This window comes from Runella sp. R5_40 (assembly GCF_057652295.1).
This window is the reverse complement of sequence record NZ_JBYFCH010000006.1, coordinates 318077-335318: the sequence shown is the minus strand read 5'-3', so window position 1 is coordinate 335318 and position 17242 is coordinate 318077. Positions and strand designations below refer to the sequence as shown.

Genomic DNA, 17242 nt, shown 5'->3' with positions numbered 1-17242 from the left:
TTTGAACTTTCGGGAAGGTAGCTCAAATACTACGCAATCACTTCATAAATCATCAGCGGGTTGGCTTTGTTTTTGAGCGTCACTTCGCCAATGGGCTTGCATTGAAATGATTCTTTGATGTTATCGTACGCACGTTGGCCAATCACAATTTGACCTGGCTTGGCCGCCGACTGGAAACGCTGGGCTACGTTGACGGTGTCGCCAATCACCGTATAATCCAAACGACGCAAAGACACCGAACCAATATTGCCCGAAATCATTTCACCAGAATTAATACCAATCGCCACGCGCGGCATAAACGTACTGTGATTCAGCAAGTTTTCTTCTATTTCCTCGATATGAGCACGAACCGCTAAAGCTGCCTCAACGGCATGATCGAGGTGATATTCTCCTCGAAAAACCGCCATCACAGCGTCGCCCATGAACTTATCAACGTGCCCACCTTGCGCAATGATTTCTTTCACCATCACGTCAAAGTACTTGTTGATAAGCTTTACCACCGTGTCTGCGTCCACGTTTTCAGTAATGGCCGTAAACCCGCAAATGTCGATAAACATGACAGTCGCCTCCACGAGTTCGTTGGCCATCAGCGATGACTCAAACTCTTGACGGTTCATAAAATTCAGCACGTTTTCATCGACGTACATTCGCAGGATGTTGTTTTCCTTGATGGCCTGCAAAGTTTCCCGCAGGTGCTGTACGTGTTGCAGGGTTTTTTCGACGGTGACTTCCAAATCGTCAAAATTGACAGGTTTGCAAACAAAGTCAAACGCCCCGCGATTCATGGCCGTACGAATGTTATCCATATCGCTATAGGCCGATACCATCACCACTTTGATGAGCGGGCTCAATTCGTTCACCTTGCTCAACAGCGTCAGTCCGTCCATCACGGGCATATTGATGTCGCTCAACACCAAGTCGATATTTGACTCTTTTTGAATCACTTCTATGGCTTCGGCGCCGTTGGGGGCAAAGTGAAACTCGTAGGAACCCTCCCGAATTTTGCGCCTAAATTTCTGTTTAATAAGCAATTCCAAATCGCTTTCGTCGTCCACGACGAGCATTTTGGCTTTTGTCATAACGATTCGAAGAGTTTTTGTTTCAGACTGGAAAAATCAATGGGTTTGTTCAAGAAATCATCGGCCCCAAACTGTTTCGCTTGGTTGTAGTTTTCTTCGTCGTTATAAGCAGTAATCATCATAATGGTCGGTGGCGACATCGGATGCGTACTACGAATTCGTTTGAGAAGCTCAATCCCGCTCATCCCTGGCATGTTAATATCCGACAAAATGAGCACAACTTCTGACAAATGGTCTTTGAGGAAATCGAGGGCTTCTTCTCCCGAATACGCGAAGTTGAAATTCAGTTCACCGCTTCGAATTTCACGCCGAAAGCGCTGTTCAAAAAGGGTTTTTATATCGTGTTCGTCGTCAACAACTAGAATTTTCATAGGGTTGCAGCAGGTTTTGCAGGTGTAATAATACAAAAAATGTTGGAAACTAAAGTAGGAAACCGATAGTTAGGAGAGAAAAGACATAAGGCCAGGTCGAATAAATTTTCTGTTGTATGAACAATTTTCAATACCATAATCCCGTGCGCATCCTGTTCGGAAAAGGACAAATGGCGCAACTTCCCAAACAAATTCCTGCTCAAGCCAAAGTGATGCTCACCTACGGCGGAGGAAGTATCTTTAAAAATGGGGTATATGACCAAGTAAAAGCAGCACTCAGTAGCTACACAGTAGTAGAATTTGGCGGTATCGAGGCCAACCCAACCTACGAAACCCTCATGAAAGGGGTTGAGATAGCGCGCCAAGAGGGCATAGACTTCTTGCTCTCCGTCGGTGGAGGTTCGGTACTTGACGGCACCAAATTTATGGCCGCTGCCATTCCTTTTGAAGGCCCCGATGCGTGGCAAATTGTGGCCAACCGTGCCAAATTTACGAAGGCGATTCCCATTGGCGCCGTACTCACACTGCCCGCAACGGGTTCAGAAATGAACTACTACGCGGTTATCAGTCGCCAAGAAACGCAGGAGAAAAAAGGCATGGGCAATCCGCTCGTTTATCCGCAGTTTTCGATACTCGACCCCGAAACCACGTTTTCACTGCCCCCTCGCCAAATTGCCAACGGCATTGCCGATGCGTTTACGCACGTCATGGAACAATACATGACCTACCCCGTCCGCGCCGAAATGCAAGACCGAATGGCGGAAGGTGTGTTGCTCACGCTCATCGACGAAGGTCCTAAAATGTTGGCAAACCCCACCGACTACGACGCAGCCGCCAACATCATGTGGGCCGCGACCATGGCCCTAAATGGCTTACTAGCCGCAGGAGTTCCTACCGACTGGGCTACGCACCAAATCGGCCACGAACTCACGGCTTTGCACGGCATCGACCATGCGCGTACGTTGGCAGTCGTATTGCCTCATCTGTTGGAAATCAAGAAAGAGACCAAGCGCAAAAAACTGCTTCAGTACGGCCGTCGAGTGTGGCAATTGACAGGCACGGACGACGAACTAGTGGCGGGTGCTATTCAAAAGACGGCAGATTTCTACGAATCGTTGGGGATTCCTACCAAAGCCAGTGCGTATGCTATTCCAACTAGTACCGTCACCGAAGTGGTACAGCGTTTTGAAGCACGCGGGATGAACTTTGGCGAGCGAGCCGACATCACACCACAGGTAGTGGGCGAAATTTTGGAGCTTAGTTTGGCCTAGCTTGCCTTATTGACTTTTGCAAATGCCGTAAGAAAATCCATCTGTCGGCGGCGCGAAACAACCTCCACCTCACCATTAGACAAGTGTATTTCTAGCGAAAAGTCGATTTGGCAATAATGCGAAACTTGACTTAAATTAATAAAGCTTCCTCGACTGACTCTAAAAAATTGTTCGCTCGCCGCAAGTCGTTGGGCGACAATTTTTAGGGTTCTTGAGAACAAGAACTTTTTACCATTGGTATGGATAATTTCGGTATAGTTTCGCACGCTTCGTAACGCAACAATTTCATCGGAAGCAATCCATAACTTATTGGCTTGATTAGGAATTTGTAAACCGTGCATCATATTCGGGTGGAGATTTGGTACGATTGGTACAATTTCCTAAATCTTTAGCATACTTTACAGCACGACTTTACGAACAAGGCTATTTTCTTTGTGGATGTGAGGGTTTGTTTTATGGAGGGGGACACTATTATTTCAACTAAATAAGCACATCTAATTTTTGTAGCTGTTCCATTAGCTTTGCAGATGCTACTGCTAAGATAACCACAGTAAAATCCATTTTGCCAATGCACTTCAAATGGTTACTTATTTTACCAAAACTTCATTTCTCTTTGTGAAACAAGGCATATTCTTCGTGAAACACATTTTTAATGTTTCTACACGTACATTTTCTATTTACCGTTTGATAAGTTTTTATCCTTAAAAAAAATAAGGCTTATTTTAGCAAGGCAAATGCCAACGGGTCACGGTGCTTGCTATACCTATTATGAGCACCATTGGATTAAGTATTCAAATGAGCCATTTTGCGAAGGCACTTATCATCCTTGTAATGATAAGTACCGTCAGTAGTATTGCCCAATCCCCCGCTTCCTCCCTCTCCAACGCCACAAAGTCCAATGCAACGCCGTTATAAAGAATGCCCTTAAAACCAAAGACACGCTTCAGCTCGCCGAGGGGTGGTACCTTTACGGGAAAATCTATCAAGCCTCGGGCGATTGACTAACCTCCAAACGCTATTTTCTAAAATCACTCAGAATACAGGAGAAAAAGGGCGATTCGTTGGTTGGGGCATTGGGCCTTAGTATTGCGTTTTACCGCATTTCTGTCAAAAACCACCGCCTGAGTGAATCAAATGCCTTGCTGGTACGTGAGCAAAACCACCGCGTCAAAAATAACCTTCAACTCGTTTCGAGTCTCCTCAACTTACAACTCAACCGCCTCACCGACGATGCCACCAAAAACGTTTTGGAAGAAACTCAACTTCGCATTGAGGTCATGTCCGTGCTCCAACGAACCCTCTATACAGGTTTCGGTATGAGACTCATCCAACTCCAAGCCGACCAACTCTATGCTACCTATCAATTCGAAAAAAATAATGGCTCACTGTTCCAAATAAAATTCAAAGTACAACCAACTTAAAAAGCATACGATACGATTACTTATTTTACCAAAACTTCATTTTTCTTTGTGAAACAAGGCATATTCTTTGTGAAACACATTTTTAATGTTTCTATACGTACATTTTCTATTTACCGTTCGATAAGTTTTTATCCTTAAAAAATAAATAAGGCTTATTTTAGCAAGGCAAACGCCAACGGGTCACGGTGCTTGCGATACCTATGAGTAACCTTGGATTAAGTATTCAAATGAGCCACTTTACAAAGGCACTTATCATCCTTGTCATGGTAAGTAGCGTTGGTAGTATTGCCCAAACTCCAACCACCCACTTTCTCCCCCTCCAGCCCCACAAAGTCCAGTGGGCCAATGCCGTCATTAAGAATGCCCTCAAAACCAAAGACACTATCCAGCTCGCGGAGGGGTGGTACCTTTATGGAAAAATCTACGAAGCAGTGGGCGATTATCTAACCGCCAAACGTTATTTCTTACGCTCACTGAAAATTCAAGAAAAACGCGGTGACTCCTTCGAGCTCTCGCGCCTATACTATCGCCTCACTACCATCGAAGGAACACTGTTCCATTACAAAGAAGCCTACCGTTATGCGCAATTAGCACTGCAAGTAGCCGAACGTATCAACTCTACTAAGGCGCTATCATTGGCCTACAGCTCCGTGCAGTCAATTCATGGTATGGATTGGTCTGAAGGAGGAAAAAACACCAAATACCCGTCGCCCAACTACGATAGCGTATTGTATTATTTACGTAAAAAAGAAAAGCTGGTTAACTCGTATGGTAACCCTATGGACGTGCGCGCAGTTATGATTAATTTGGGAACTGAATTACGAAGAAGAAACGACCCAAAATCCATTACTTACCACCAAAAAGCCCTTGACATCTGCCTCAAAGAACAAAAACCGACTGAAATAGTCATCGCCAAATTACAATTAGCCCAAGCGTGCCTTCAGTTCAAAGAGCTCCATAAAGTAAAATCACTCATTCAAGAAATTGAGCAAGAAATCCCAGCATTACCGTCACACTCGATTGACAAAACTTTTCAAACCAGTATAAATGCACTTTATCGGGAGTACTACACCGCTACGCGTAATTGGCAAAAGGCATTCGACTACGCTCAACGGGTACACGGCGCTGAATACCAAAAACTCCACGCCGACCGCGAGGGTGCCATCTCCCGCCTCAGTGTAGAATACGAAACCGAGCAAAAAGAAGCCGAGCTCAAAGCCAAACAACTCGAACTTCAACTTAGCCAGCAAAACCAACAAACGCAGCAACGCTTTGTCCAAATTTTGGTAGTCTTATTGGTTGGGGCATTGGGCATTAGCATAGCTTTTTATCGCATTTCTGTCAAAAACCACCGCCTGAGTGAGTCGAACGCTTTGCTCGTGCGTGAGCAAAACCACCGCGTCAAAAACAACCTACAACTCGTTTCGAGTCTTTTGAACTTACAACTCAACCGCCTCACCGACGATGCCACCAAAAACGTTTTGGAAGAAACCCAGCTCCGCATTGAGGTCATGTCGGTGCTCCAACGAACCCTCTATACAGGACAAACCCTCGGCGAAGTCAACGTTCACGATTTTCTAACGGAAATCGTCAAAGTAGGATTACAAACCTTTGACTACGAACATGTTCAGGTGCAAACCAACATTTCTCCCTCCTTGCATTTGCCCATCGACCACGCCATGCGCATTGGGCTTATTATCAATGAGTTGCTCACCAATGCCTGCAAATACGCGTTCCCCGACCACGAAGCACCGCAATGGTCGCTGAGCTGCGAACAATCTAACCGCCTTTGGACGCTCCAAGTCGCCGACAACGGACGAGGGTTTATCCCCGAAAAACCGATTAACAAAAAATCCTCCTTCGGCATGAGACTCATCCAACTCCAAGCCGACCAACTCTACGCGAAATACGCTTTTGAAATACACAACGGCTCTTTGTTTCGATTGAATTTTAAAGTATAACTAACCCACTACCCGATTACCACTTACGATGAAAAGCTTAAAAGTTCTTATTGTCGAGGATGACCTCACCATGGCCGAATCCATCCAAGAAACGCTCGAACAGGCGGGGCACGAAATTATCGGCCAAGCGCGCAATTCGCGCGAAGCGCTCAACGTGGTCAAACACCAGGTACCTGACTTGGCGCTGGTCGATATAACGCTGGAAGGAACGGCAGATACGGGCATTATGATTGCCAAACAAATGATTGCCATCAGCCCAATGCCCGTCATTTACCTCACCGCACACGACGACCCTGGCATTGTAGCCCAAGCCCAAGAGACACGCCCCGCTGCGTACTTACTAAAACCTTTTCGCCACAAAGAATTGGCGATTCAGATTGAACTGGCTTATTATAACTACAAAGCGCAACACGCCACGCCCGTTAATCCGCACACCTCGCTTTCTTTATTTTTGCCCGTAGATCAGGGGAAAGGATACATTAAGGTCAATAAAAAGGAAGTCATGTATTTGATGGCGGCGGGTTCGTACGTAGAAGTACATACCGTGAAAGATGCCAAACCGTTGATATTTTCGATGAATTTGGGCTACTTGGCGCAGTTTTTTATGATTCAAGGCTTTCATCGCTTATCGCGCTCACTGGTGGTCAACCTAGATTACATCGAACGGATTGAGAAAGGTCAGCTTTTTATGACCAATCGGGATACTGCGGTACCATTTCCCGAAAACCAACACCGAGAACTTCTCCAACGCCTAGCCATCGTACGAACGCCCTAAACATGCGTCTAAACTATTTTTTCGGCCAATCCTAAATTCTCTAGTTGTTTTATTGCCTCTTCCACATTGCAATGAATCCAATTAGGGCGCACACTCAAATTACCCCCTTGAGGAGTGATTACAAGGTTATGAGAAGTACCCAAATCTGTCACAGATTCGGTTGAACCTCGTTTTAAGGCGGGATTAAGTGACAGTTTGATTTCTATGGATACCATTGGTTGAATACCTTCAACTAACACCAAATCCATTTCCGCACCATTGGATGTACGATAAAAATAGGGGAAAACGCCATTTCTAAGCCTTCTAATAATTTGCTCAATCACAAACCCTTCCCAAGAAGCCCCCGCTATCGGATGTTGAAAAAGATGTGATTGTGTACGAAGGCCATGCAAAAAGTGTAAGCTACCGCTGTCTATCAAATAAAGTTTCGGGCTTTTAACAATACGTTTGGAAACATTTACAAACCATGGTTCAAGTCTCCTGATGATGTATGCTTGTTCGAGGATGGTAATATAACGTTGTACTGTTGTGTGAGAAATCCCAAGCGAATTAGCCAGCGTAGAATAATTGAGCAAAGCACCGTGATTGTGAGCCAACATTCTCAAGAAATTAGCAAGTAAACTGGGAGAAGCATTAATACCCAACTGAGATAAATCCTGCTCAATATACGTTTTGACAAAATTTTGTTGCCAAAGATACCAAAAGTCGTCACTTGGCGCCAATAAAGCATCAGGAAAGCCTCCCCTAAACCATAACGTTGGCACTGAAATTTGCGTAGATTGTGCTTCTTCAATTTGCAGGGGCATAAGTTCGTGATAGGCAATGCGTCCTGCCAATGATTCTGAACTTTTCTGTAAAAACTGAAGGGATGCCGAACCTAAAAGAATAAATCTACCAGGTTGTCGGTCACGGTCAATAAGCCCCCGTAGCTGAGGAAAAATAGGAAGTAGCCGTTGTACTTCGTCAATAATAATAGTTTTTTCACGGTTAGTATCAATAACCCATGCCGCATTTTGGCTAAGGGTTTGGTAGTCGTCAAGTAGTTCTAAATCAAAATATAAAAAGGGTCTTGTTAAATCACTTACTAATTGCTTCGCCAAGGTAGTTTTCCCTACCTGTCGAGGCCCCAAAATTCCTACTGCAGGAAAAAAACGAAGTGATTGCTGAATAATTTGTTGTAGGTATCTTGGAATCATTATTCATGTAATTTGAATTTTAAAAGTTCAAATTACATGAATAATGGCTTAAATCACAAGGAATTTGTAGCAAATGTGCTAACGTGCTGAGGTTTGCTCACAACCCGACTGCTGACTATTTAAAGGCTTCCAGCCTATTAGTCAATATTGAAAAGGCTAGAAGCCTTATAATAAATATCACGAGCGGAACGCGCGCGCTATCTGGCAGAAAAACGAAACAAAAAAAGCCCCAAATTCCAGAGAATCTGAGGCTTTTCTTATGGAAGTGTATGGCTAGTTTTTAGGCTTAGAAAAGACCAAACCAAACAATAGAATTACGACATAACAAATAATCGGTGTCAAGTACGATTGAGCCACGTCGATGTCGGCTACTTTCCCCATGATAGGCGGGAAAACCGCACCACCCACAACTCCCATGACAATAAACGACGATGCACGTTGCTTATGCTCGCCAAGGTTGCGAAGGCCTAATCCAAAAATCGTTGGGAACATGATACTCATAAAGAAGTTGAGCATCATCAAAGCGATAAACGACGCCCACCCCCACGTTTGAGAAATAATCAAACACAATACGATGTTGGCCGCTGCAAAAATAGCAAGCAGGGTATTAGGCTTGATAAAACGCATCAAGAAAGTACCTACCGCACGACCTGCCAACAACAACACCATGCTAAACGAGAAATAATACCCCGCTTTTTCGTCGGTCATGTCGGGCATGTATTTGACGGCGTAGTTGATAAAAAACGCCCAAGTCGCGCCTTGTGCTGCTACGTTAAAAAACTGCGCAATCGCCGCCCAAATAAAGTGACGGTGCTCAAACAATCCTTTTTTCGGACCTGTACTTGTCCCTTCTTCTACTTCCGTACTTTCTTCGGTCAATGGAGGTACTTTGATAAACGAAAACGCAATGGCCACGCTAAGTACCACCGCCCCTATCACAATGTACAAATACTTCACTGGTGCAAGGTCATGGACGACGTCGCCCGTAGGGACGTTACGCAAAATGATAAATGAACCCAATACAGGCCCCAAAATCGCCCCTACCCCGTTGAAAGTTTGGGAAAGGTTAATGCGTTGTTCCGAAGTTTCTTCGTGACCCAAAGCCGCCGAGAACGGGTGAGCTACGGTTTCGAGTGTAGCCAGTCCACAAGCCAAAATAAAAAGGGCTAACCGAAAGAAATCGAACGATTGCGCCTCGGCAGCGGGATAAAACAGGAACGCCCCGATGGCATACAAGCCCAAGCCAAGCAGTACGCCGTTTTTGTATCCATACTTTTTCATGAATAATCCCGCAGGAATTCCCATGACAAAGTAGGCACCAAAAATCGAGAACTGAACCAAGCCAGAATCAGCGATAGAAACGTTCAAAACCGTCTGAAAACGGCGATTCAATAAGTCTCCCATCGTAATGGCAATCCCCCAAAGAAGGAAAAGACTCGTCACAAAAGCGTACGTCGGGACGTACTTGGCGGTAAGTAAAGGGGCTTTTTTCATCAATAAATTAGTAAGTGAAGTTTAGGGTTATTTGTAAGGTTAGAAATCACCTTCCCGAAAGTTCAGACCTTCCCGAAAGTTCAAAACTTTCGGGAAGGTCAAGGACTAATGCTTAATAATCGAACGATCTAAATGCACGTAACCACCATCCACGTGGATAAGCTGCCCCGTGGTGTGACTCGATTTATTCGACAATAAGAAGGTTACCATATTCGCAATTTCCTCGGGGCTTGTCATCCGATTTTCAAAAGGAATACGGCTATTGATTTCGTTGAGGGTTTCTTCTGGATTCGGTAACGTTTTAATCCACTTTTCGTAAAGCGGCGTCCACGATTCGGCTACAATGAGCGCATTTACTCGAATCCCGTATTTCAACAATTCGACCGCCCATTCACGCGTGAGGGCATTACGAGCGCCGTTCGCCGCGGCATAGGCCGACGTATTTCCTTGTCCCGTTTCGGCTACTTTCGAGCTAACGTTCACAATCGGGCCTTTGGTTTTAATCAAGTACGGCAGGGCGTGTTGTGCCAACAAATAATAGTGCACGACGTTTTTGTGCAACGAAGCCATAAATGCTTCATAGCTACCTTTTTCAAGCCCTACCCCGTCGTTGACGCCTGCGTTGTTGACCAAACCATCAATCCGACCAAAGCGCTCTACCGTCAACCGAATGGCTTTTTCGCATTCGGCAGGGTCGGTAAGTTCGGCTTCAACGCCGTAAGCCATGCCGCCTAAGGCTTCTATTTTTTCGATAACCACTTGGTTATCAGCCGCGCTTCTCCCCACAATCACAGGAATGGCCTCTTCTACGGCTAAGGTACGCGCAATGGCTTCGCCAATTCCTTTGGCACCGCCTGAAACGATAATGACTTTTTCTCGAAGATGTAAGTTCACAGGTAAAAGAGAAAGTTAGTGAAATGGTTACGTTTTAGATTTAATAAGTACTGTACGGCCTGAATCTCATGCAATACTACTAAAAACAATTAAAAAACGCTTCCTTTCTTCCGCTACCAAATGCTTACCCGAACGCTATCAGGACGATACATTTTATCGGTTGGCTTCATGTTAAACGCTTTGTAAAACTCAGGCATGTTCGACAACGGCCCGTTGACCCGAAAATGCTCAGGCGAGTGAGGGTCCACCGAAATGCGGGTGCGCATCGTTTCGTCACGGTTCTTAATCCGCCATACTTGCGCAAATCCCAAGAAAAAGCGCTGTTCGGGCGTAAATCCGTCTATCTTCTCATTGCTTTGTCCTTGTTTGGTACGTTTGAAGGCTTCAAAGGCAATCGAAAGCCCGCCGATGTCGGCAATGTTTTCTCCCAACGTAAGCTCTCCGTTGACGTGGACGTTGTTCAACACCGTGTAGTTGTTGTATTGCTTCACCACCACCAGCGCTTTGCGTTTGAAACGGTCAGCATCGGCTGGTTTCCACCAATTTTTGAGCATTCCCATGTAGTTATATTGGCTTCCTTGGTCGTCAAAACCGTGCGTCATTTCGTGACCAATCACCGCCCCGATGGCGCCGTAATTGATGGCATCGTCGGCATCGTTATCAAAGAATGGGAATTGCAAAATGCCCGCTGGGAACACAATTTCGTTGAACGTTGGGTTGTAATACGCATTCACCGTAGGCGCTGTCATCCCCCACTCGGTTTTGTCCACGGGCTTTCCGACTTTGGCAAAATCGAGCTTCAACGCCGACGCCCGTATCGACTGCCTGTTGGCGTAATAATTATCCGCCACAATTTCCACGTCCGCATACTCTTTCCACGTATCGGGATAGCCAATTTTCTTGAGGTACAAATTCAATTTCTTCAACGCTTCGGTTTTAGTCGAATCGCTCATCCAGTCCAAACGCTTGATACGGTCGCCGTACACCACTTGGAGGTTGTTTACCAGCTCATCCATGCGCGTTTTGGCCGCAGGCGGGAAGTGTTTTTTTACGAACAATTGTCCCAACAAATCACCCAAGCCGCCATCAACGGCGTTGGTAATTTGTTTCCAACGAGCTTCTTGCACTTGCTGACCGTTAAGGGTTTTTCCGTAAAACTCAAACTGCGCATCCCGAAAGCCTTTGCTCAACGAAGAAGCTGCACCTGTCAAAATGTAAAAGCGAATTTTGTCTTTGATGACGTCGATAGGCTGTTTGCTCAATAACTGATCAAGGCCACGGTAATAGTCGGGCTGACCAATGATGACCGTATCGGTTTTTACGCCCATTTTTTGCACCAATTTTACCCAATCAATGCCAGGCGTCAACTTTGCAAGGTCTTTGGTAGCAAACTTGTTGTAGTTTTTTTCAGGATTCCGCAATTCCACAGGGCTACGGTGCGACTTAGCAATTTCGGTTTCGAGTTGGAGAATACCTTCGGCTTTTTTCTGCGCCGTGGCCGCATCGGTTCCGCTCAAGGTAAAAAGCGTCGTCACGTATTTTTTGAAAGCATCGCGTACTTTTTTCGTTTCGGCATCCGTGCGAAAATAGTAATCTTTTTCAGGGAGCGTCAAGCCCGTTTGGGCAAACTGCAACGCATTGTAGCCTGGGTTTTTCTCGTCGCTGCCCACATACAGACTAAACCACACACTGCCTGGGTCGGACGGAAGGCTGGCTGCGTAGTTGATGACGTCTTGTTTGCTTTTCAATCCATCGACTTTGGCCAAATCGGCTTTGATAGGTTCGTAGCCTTTCTTCTCAATCGTGACGGTATCCATGCCCGATTTATACAAGTCACCGATTTTTTGTTCCAAACTCCCTTTCGTATGCGAACCTTTGGCCGTTTCTTCCAAAATAGTATGGAGCTTGGCTAAATTATCTTCGTACAAGGTATAAAACGACCCCCATCCCGTTTGGTCGGCGGGGATTTTGGTATTTTTCATCCAGCCACCGTTGGCGTATTGAAAAAAGTCATCGGTGGGTTTGGCGGTTGAATCCATGCCCGTTACGTCAAAAAACGACGTTCGCTTCGGCTGGTCAGACTCCGACTTGCAGCTCACAAAAAAAGCACCTACAGCCATTGCCGACAGGATTTTCAAGGAATTGTTCATAGGAAAGGTTGTTTATTTCGAGGTACAAAAATTAAACATTAGCGAGATTTCAGAAAAGGTTGGATTCGTAGGTAGGTCAACGAGCGCCAAAGCCATTCGACGGGGCCATAACGGAAGCGCTCAAGCCACCATTGACTAAACGCAATTTGGGCTAAAAACACCATAATTCCAATCAAATATCCAACGGCTGGCGATACCTTCCCCAGCAAATTGAGCCCAAATCCGAAGAAAATAAACCAGCCCAATAAGGTTTGAGTAAGGTAGCTCGTCAGGGCCATTTTACCGATGGCTGCCAGTGACGAAAGCACCTTGCTCCAACTTTTTTTGGACAGTAAAAAACTGACCCCTGCCACGTAAAACAGCACCATGCAGGCATTCATCAAGTCATAGAGCATTGATAACAACGCCGATAACCACATCGGAATCGTTTGGTTGAAAATGCCACTCAGTTGTAAAACTACGCCTATCAGAAGCAATACACCTACCACCGAAATAGTGTAAATGAGTAACTTCCGAAAGAAAATACGGTGCTCCTCGAACTGCTGGAGGAGTTGCTTACGGGCAAACCAAAAACCCAACAAAAAGAAGCCAAAGGTGATGTAAAGGCGTCCGCTGAGGACTTGGAATTTCATCTTTTTGGGAAACGCAGCCCAGTTATCTTCCAAAAATGGAAAATACTCCCCCGCTCGAATCAAGTTTAGGTAACGTTTGTTGCCTGGTTCATCAAAAATCGTTCCCCATATCGCCCCCGTGTCAATGTGTTGAAAAGTCATGTACGCATCCTGAAGGCGTGCAGGAACATTGACAATCAAACCAATAGCAACCCACAGCAAAATCTTATCGGAGACATTGGCAAAAAGCAAAAGTCCGAAACCTACCATGGCATAAATGCTCAGAATATCGCCACGCCAATGCAGATGATGTAGTAGCCCAATGCCACCTAACAGGGTAATTCGCCACGCAAAACGAGCTAAAAACGCCGCTTTACGGTCGCTGGTTCGGAGGAGCATGAGTCCAAAACTTACTCCAAACAAAAACGAGAAAAAGGCGAAGAACTTCCCCGTCACTAATATTCCGTCAAATGTCCAGATAATTTGAGAGAGCACGTCCGATTGATACGGTTTGCTCACTTCCTGGGGCAACGACCAGCCGCCGTGCCATCCGATGTAGTGTGCTAAAATGATACCTAAAAGGGCAAAGCCCCGAAGCCCGTCGATAAGCGGGACACGCGAAGTGAGGGTAGAATTCATCTGTTTTTTAAAAGGCTGTAAATTGTTTATAAAAGAAGCAACAGTACTGTTATTACTCTATTATGTGGTATGACACCCAAGTTAGGCACTTCCCTTGTTATTTTATTATATTTGTACCTTACAATCATTCATAGTCATGACAGCTAAACTCACCAACGTACAAATTGAACTTCTGAGGACGTTTGCCTATGAACTTTCCGAAGAAGAATTGACGGAACTCAAAAAGGTGCTAGTTGCTTTTTTTGCTAAACGCATACGTCAGCGTACGTCTCGCCTTTGGGAAGAAAAAGGATACACTGCTCAAACAATGCAAGATTGGTTAAACGATAAAAACCAATAGGTTACGTATTGTATTAGATACAAATTTTATCAGAGTTATCGTAATACTCCTCCAAATACACTCTTCACTTCTAGTTTCTTTTACTCTTCTTTTCACCCTCTTTACTCCCATTTTTGAGGGGTTTGTCAGAATTGCCCTGTAGAATCCACACGGGCAAAATAGCTTTGTATCCGTTATCAAAACAGCTATTTTTACCTCGTATGATTGTTTCATCACCCAACAGCCCCCAAACTTCCGCCATGGAACTCAGAGCCATTCACCTCGGCTTCGCCGAACTCATTTCAGAAACGCAACGGTTTATCAACCAACATTGGATAAAAGTAGGTGTTCTCAACCTCATCGCGGCTTTTGGGCGATTGGCCCAAGGAGGCGGCTTTGGGGTTATTTCTCCTTGGCTTTTTGCCCTCATTGATGTCCTTGTCGTCGTCGCTCGCCTCGGATTGATTGTCCTTGTTTTGGGGCAAGGCTCTTGGCAAGCGGGGGTTAAACAAATTGTTCTTTTCCCAAAACGCATAACTACTGAAGGAGGGCTTCTTTGGAAACAACTCAAACTGAACGTTTTTTGGAACAAAATTGCATTTTCGGTCAACTTCATCGTCATCATGATTATTGGCACCGTTACCAATTTGAGCATCCAACTTTTTACGCACCTGTTCTTCTTCAACTGGCTCAAATCGCATCAGTTTATTGCTCCAAAAACCACCGCTTGGGGAGTTATTCAGTTTTTAGGAAACCTCAGCATTACGCCTTTTACGGTGGTTTTTATGGTATTGGTAGCCATCTTTTTAGTACGTAAACCTGAACAACGATGAGCACCGTACTTACTCCTGACCAACAATTGGGGGCACCTTCTAAAGTGGTGACTTACCCCGCCGAAGGGTTAAAATACCTTCAATTGGAAACATTATCGGGCAACGTAGAATTGATTGGCCACGACGAAAATGCCATTCGGGTAGAGGTTTTTGCCTCCGTACGCAGCTTGTTATCTCTTTTTTTGTACCAAGAACCCGTCACCGAATTTCCCTCCGACATCAACCCTTTGGTGATGACCATCGTGGGCGAATCGTTGAAAATCACGGCGCGGCCCAATTACTTTAACCCTTACAATTGGGTTCATTTTCACCGCACGTCGTTTCGTATCTTTTTACCTCCCTCGTTGCATTCATTTATCAAAACGTACGGTGGGCACGTTCGGCTTCAGCACCTTTCGGGAAACCATAAGTTTGATACTTGGGGTGGGCATTTGCTCTTGCTTCATTCAGAAGGCAACTACCTTGGCAAAACCATGGGCGGTAATATCGAAGTAGCTCATTGTCAAGGCAATATTGAACTCAGCACGTTTGGGGGCAAAGTTACTGTTAGCGACAATGAAGGATCTATCCGCGCCGACACCAAAGGCGGCAATGTGATTATTCATAACCACAAAGGCAAAATCAACGGAAGTACGTGGGGTGGAAACATCGAAGCCACCAATATCACGGGCGACTTAGAATGTAGCACCTCGGGAGGAAACGTGCGGCTTAGGCACCTCAACGGCAACATAGGCGCCAGCACCCGTGGGGGAAATATCACTGCCGAAGTAACGTCGATTCACCAATATTCGTGGTTTGACACCTCAGGCGGAAACATCAAAGTGGCGCTTCCGCTTCACCAAGGGCTAGACTTGGAAGTGGTCGCGGGGCGCGTAAGGCATCCTCGTTTTCAAGACTTTAACGGCTATTCGTCCCGAAGCAATTTACGAGGCAAACTCAACGGTGGCGGCCCCAACGTTACCATTCGGAGCTTTGGCGGGCGGGTTACGCTGTCGCAGTATCAGTCAGGAACGCCTGCTCCTGCGCCTTATTCGTATGTTCCTACTGATTATCCGCGTCACCCGTTTACGGAACCAAATACGCCCACACCACCATCACCCACTCCGTCAGCGCCTCCTCCCGCAGTGTCCAACAACCACGAGCGAACGCCTTCGCCCTTTTCGCTTGAAGGAATGCTGATTGCGTTTTTGTTCTGTTTGTTTTTGGGATATGGACTGAGTGGGGTCGTTTATTTCTCTTTGGAGTTTTTTCGTTCCCACAACATTTTATCCACGGGCATCTTTTTTTCCAATATCGCCAATAGCCTCGGAGCCTGGTTAGCGCTGCAAATTTTCATTCATTTCCTCGATTCCAAAGTGCATTTCCCTTGGGCCAAGTACCTCACGGTCATTGGACTTACCTTTCTATTTGTTCTTTCGTTCCAAACCGTCATTGGCATTTTTTATTGGAGCAAAATCCCCGTTGCATCTTGGCCCAGCAACGTGAAGTCAACCACTATTTTTTACTTGATTTTACCCCAAATTGTGAGTTGTGCTTATTTGTATTATTGGCAACGTACGCGGCAGATTACGCGCAAAATTTCGGAACAGGAATACCAATTGCTCAATCTCGAAAAATTAAAAACCAAGGCCCAACTCAACGCCCTCGAAGCGCGTATCAACCCGCATTTTCTATACAATTCACTCAACAGCATCGCGGGGCTTGTCCACCTAGACCCCGACAAAGCCGAAGAAATGACGATTCAATTGTCGAAGTTGTTTCGTTATACCACAGGGCGCACTGAGGCGTATAGCCATAGTATTTCTGAGGAATTGGATGTAGTAAAATCGTATTTGGCGATTGAACAAATGCGGTTTGGGAATCGGCTTCAGTTTAAAGTCGAAGTACAACCGTCGTTGTTGGACGTAAAAATTCCGCGTTTTTTGCTGCAACCGCTGGTCGAAAATGCCATCAAACACGGTATTTCGCAGTTGCTTGACCACGGAATTATCGAAATTTGCATCGAACGCACCTCCAGCCATATTCTGTTTACGATTCACGACAATGGCCCTGCCTTCAAAGAAGAAATAGCCAGCGGATACGGGTTACGAAGTATTCGGGAAAAACTTCAATTGGTATATGGCGACAAGGCCACGTTACAAATTCAAAACAGCGACCACAAAGCGGTCATCATCAGCCTCCCGCGTGACCACGAGTGGACAGACTGGAAATAAACCATCGCCTCTAAC

The 17242-nt window shown here is 45.5% G+C and carries 16 protein-coding genes; 8 read left to right on the top strand and 8 right to left on the bottom strand.

Annotated features, from left to right (window positions below; genetic code table 11):
- Positions 1-29 precede the first annotated feature (29 nt).
- Together AC23N5_RS14125 and AC23N5_RS14120 are read right to left on the bottom strand one after the other, a co-directional pair.
- Complete coding sequence (locus AC23N5_RS14125; protein WP_487756080.1) at positions 30-1079, bottom strand: adenylate/guanylate cyclase domain-containing protein; 1050 nt, start codon at positions 1077-1079, stop codon at positions 30-32.
- Positions 1076-1450, bottom strand: coding sequence for a response regulator (locus AC23N5_RS14120; protein ID WP_183971074.1), 375 nt, complete (start codon positions 1448-1450; stop codon positions 1076-1078). Before AC23N5_RS14120 ends, AC23N5_RS14125 begins: the two co-directional genes overlap by 4 nt.
- Before the next feature lie 116 nt (positions 1451-1566).
- Here AC23N5_RS14120 and AC23N5_RS14115 point away from each other — a divergent pair, with 116 nt between their 5' ends.
- Positions 1567-2721: an iron-containing alcohol dehydrogenase gene (locus tag AC23N5_RS14115; RefSeq protein ID WP_487756079.1), complete on the top strand. Its 1155-nt coding sequence runs from the start codon at positions 1567-1569 to the stop codon at positions 2719-2721.
- On the opposite strand, the gene AC23N5_RS14110 is transcribed toward AC23N5_RS14115, so the two are convergent.
- Positions 2718-3065, bottom strand: coding sequence for a LytTR family transcriptional regulator DNA-binding domain-containing protein (locus tag AC23N5_RS14110; protein ID WP_487756078.1), 348 nt, complete (start codon positions 3063-3065; stop codon positions 2718-2720). The two genes, AC23N5_RS14115 and AC23N5_RS14110, sit on opposite strands and share 4 nt — an antisense overlap.
- 424 nt (positions 3066-3489) lie before the next feature.
- Between AC23N5_RS14110 and AC23N5_RS14105 the strand changes: the two genes are divergently transcribed.
- The 4 genes from AC23N5_RS14105 (at position 3490) to AC23N5_RS14090 (ending at position 6878) form a co-directional block, all read left to right on the top strand.
- A complete protein-coding gene (locus AC23N5_RS14105) occupies positions 3490-3636 on the top strand; it encodes a hypothetical protein (RefSeq protein WP_487756077.1) in 147 nt (48 codons plus the stop codon).
- 146 nt (positions 3637-3782) lie between these two features.
- On the top strand, positions 3783-4142 hold the full coding sequence (locus AC23N5_RS14100; protein WP_487756076.1) for a histidine kinase dimerization/phosphoacceptor domain -containing protein: 360 nt from the start codon (positions 3783-3785) through the stop codon (positions 4140-4142).
- A 200-nt stretch (positions 4143-4342) separates the two neighbouring features.
- A complete protein-coding gene (locus AC23N5_RS14095) occupies positions 4343-6103 on the top strand; it encodes a histidine kinase dimerization/phosphoacceptor domain -containing protein (RefSeq protein ID WP_487756075.1) in 1761 nt (586 codons plus the stop codon).
- Positions 6104-6131: 28 nt separating this feature from the next.
- A complete protein-coding gene (locus AC23N5_RS14090; protein ID WP_183971061.1) occupies positions 6132-6878 on the top strand; it encodes a LytR/AlgR family response regulator transcription factor in 747 nt (248 codons plus the stop codon).
- A gap of 8 nt (positions 6879-6886) precedes the next feature.
- Here the strand turns inward: AC23N5_RS14090 and AC23N5_RS14085 are convergent, their stop codons facing one another.
- The 5 genes from AC23N5_RS14085 to AC23N5_RS14065 all read right to left on the bottom strand — a co-directional run bounded on the left by AC23N5_RS14085 (position 6887) and on the right by AC23N5_RS14065 (position 13862).
- The gene (locus AC23N5_RS14085) at positions 6887-8074 is read right to left on the bottom strand and encodes an ATP-binding protein (protein WP_487756074.1); all 1188 of its coding nucleotides are present in this window, start codon (positions 8072-8074) and stop codon (positions 6887-6889) included.
- Between the two features lie 273 nt (positions 8075-8347).
- Complete coding sequence (gene fucP / locus AC23N5_RS14080) at positions 8348-9568, bottom strand: L-fucose:H+ symporter permease (RefSeq protein WP_487756073.1); 1221 nt, start codon at positions 9566-9568, stop codon at positions 8348-8350.
- A gap of 105 nt (positions 9569-9673) precedes the next feature.
- Complete coding sequence (locus AC23N5_RS14075; RefSeq protein WP_183971058.1) at positions 9674-10462, bottom strand: L-fucose dehydrogenase; 789 nt, start codon at positions 10460-10462, stop codon at positions 9674-9676.
- Between the two features lie 113 nt (positions 10463-10575).
- Positions 10576-12612: a M13 family metallopeptidase gene (locus AC23N5_RS14070; protein WP_487756072.1), complete on the bottom strand. Its 2037-nt coding sequence runs from the start codon at positions 12610-12612 to the stop codon at positions 10576-10578.
- 38 nt (positions 12613-12650) lie between these two features.
- Positions 12651-13862 carry a DUF418 domain-containing protein gene (locus AC23N5_RS14065; RefSeq protein WP_487756071.1) on the bottom strand — a complete coding sequence of 404 codons (1212 nt, stop codon included), beginning with the start codon at positions 13860-13862 and terminating at the stop codon, positions 12651-12653.
- 136 nt (positions 13863-13998) lie between these two features.
- Here AC23N5_RS14065 and AC23N5_RS14060 point away from each other — a divergent pair, with 136 nt between their 5' ends.
- From AC23N5_RS14060 to AC23N5_RS14050, 3 genes are all read left to right on the top strand, one after another.
- Positions 13999-14202 carry a hypothetical protein gene (locus AC23N5_RS14060; RefSeq protein ID WP_487756070.1) on the top strand — a complete coding sequence of 68 codons (204 nt, stop codon included), beginning with the start codon at positions 13999-14001 and terminating at the stop codon, positions 14200-14202.
- Between the two features lie 200 nt (positions 14203-14402).
- Positions 14403-15014 carry a hypothetical protein gene (locus tag AC23N5_RS14055; RefSeq protein WP_183971053.1) on the top strand — a complete coding sequence of 204 codons (612 nt, stop codon included), beginning with the start codon at positions 14403-14405 and terminating at the stop codon, positions 15012-15014.
- Entirely contained in the window at positions 15011-17227 is a 2217-nt protein-coding gene (locus AC23N5_RS14050; RefSeq protein ID WP_487756069.1) for a histidine kinase, read from the top strand. The genes AC23N5_RS14055 and AC23N5_RS14050 overlap by 4 nt, the downstream gene beginning before the upstream one ends.
- Positions 17228-17242 lie beyond the last annotated feature (15 nt).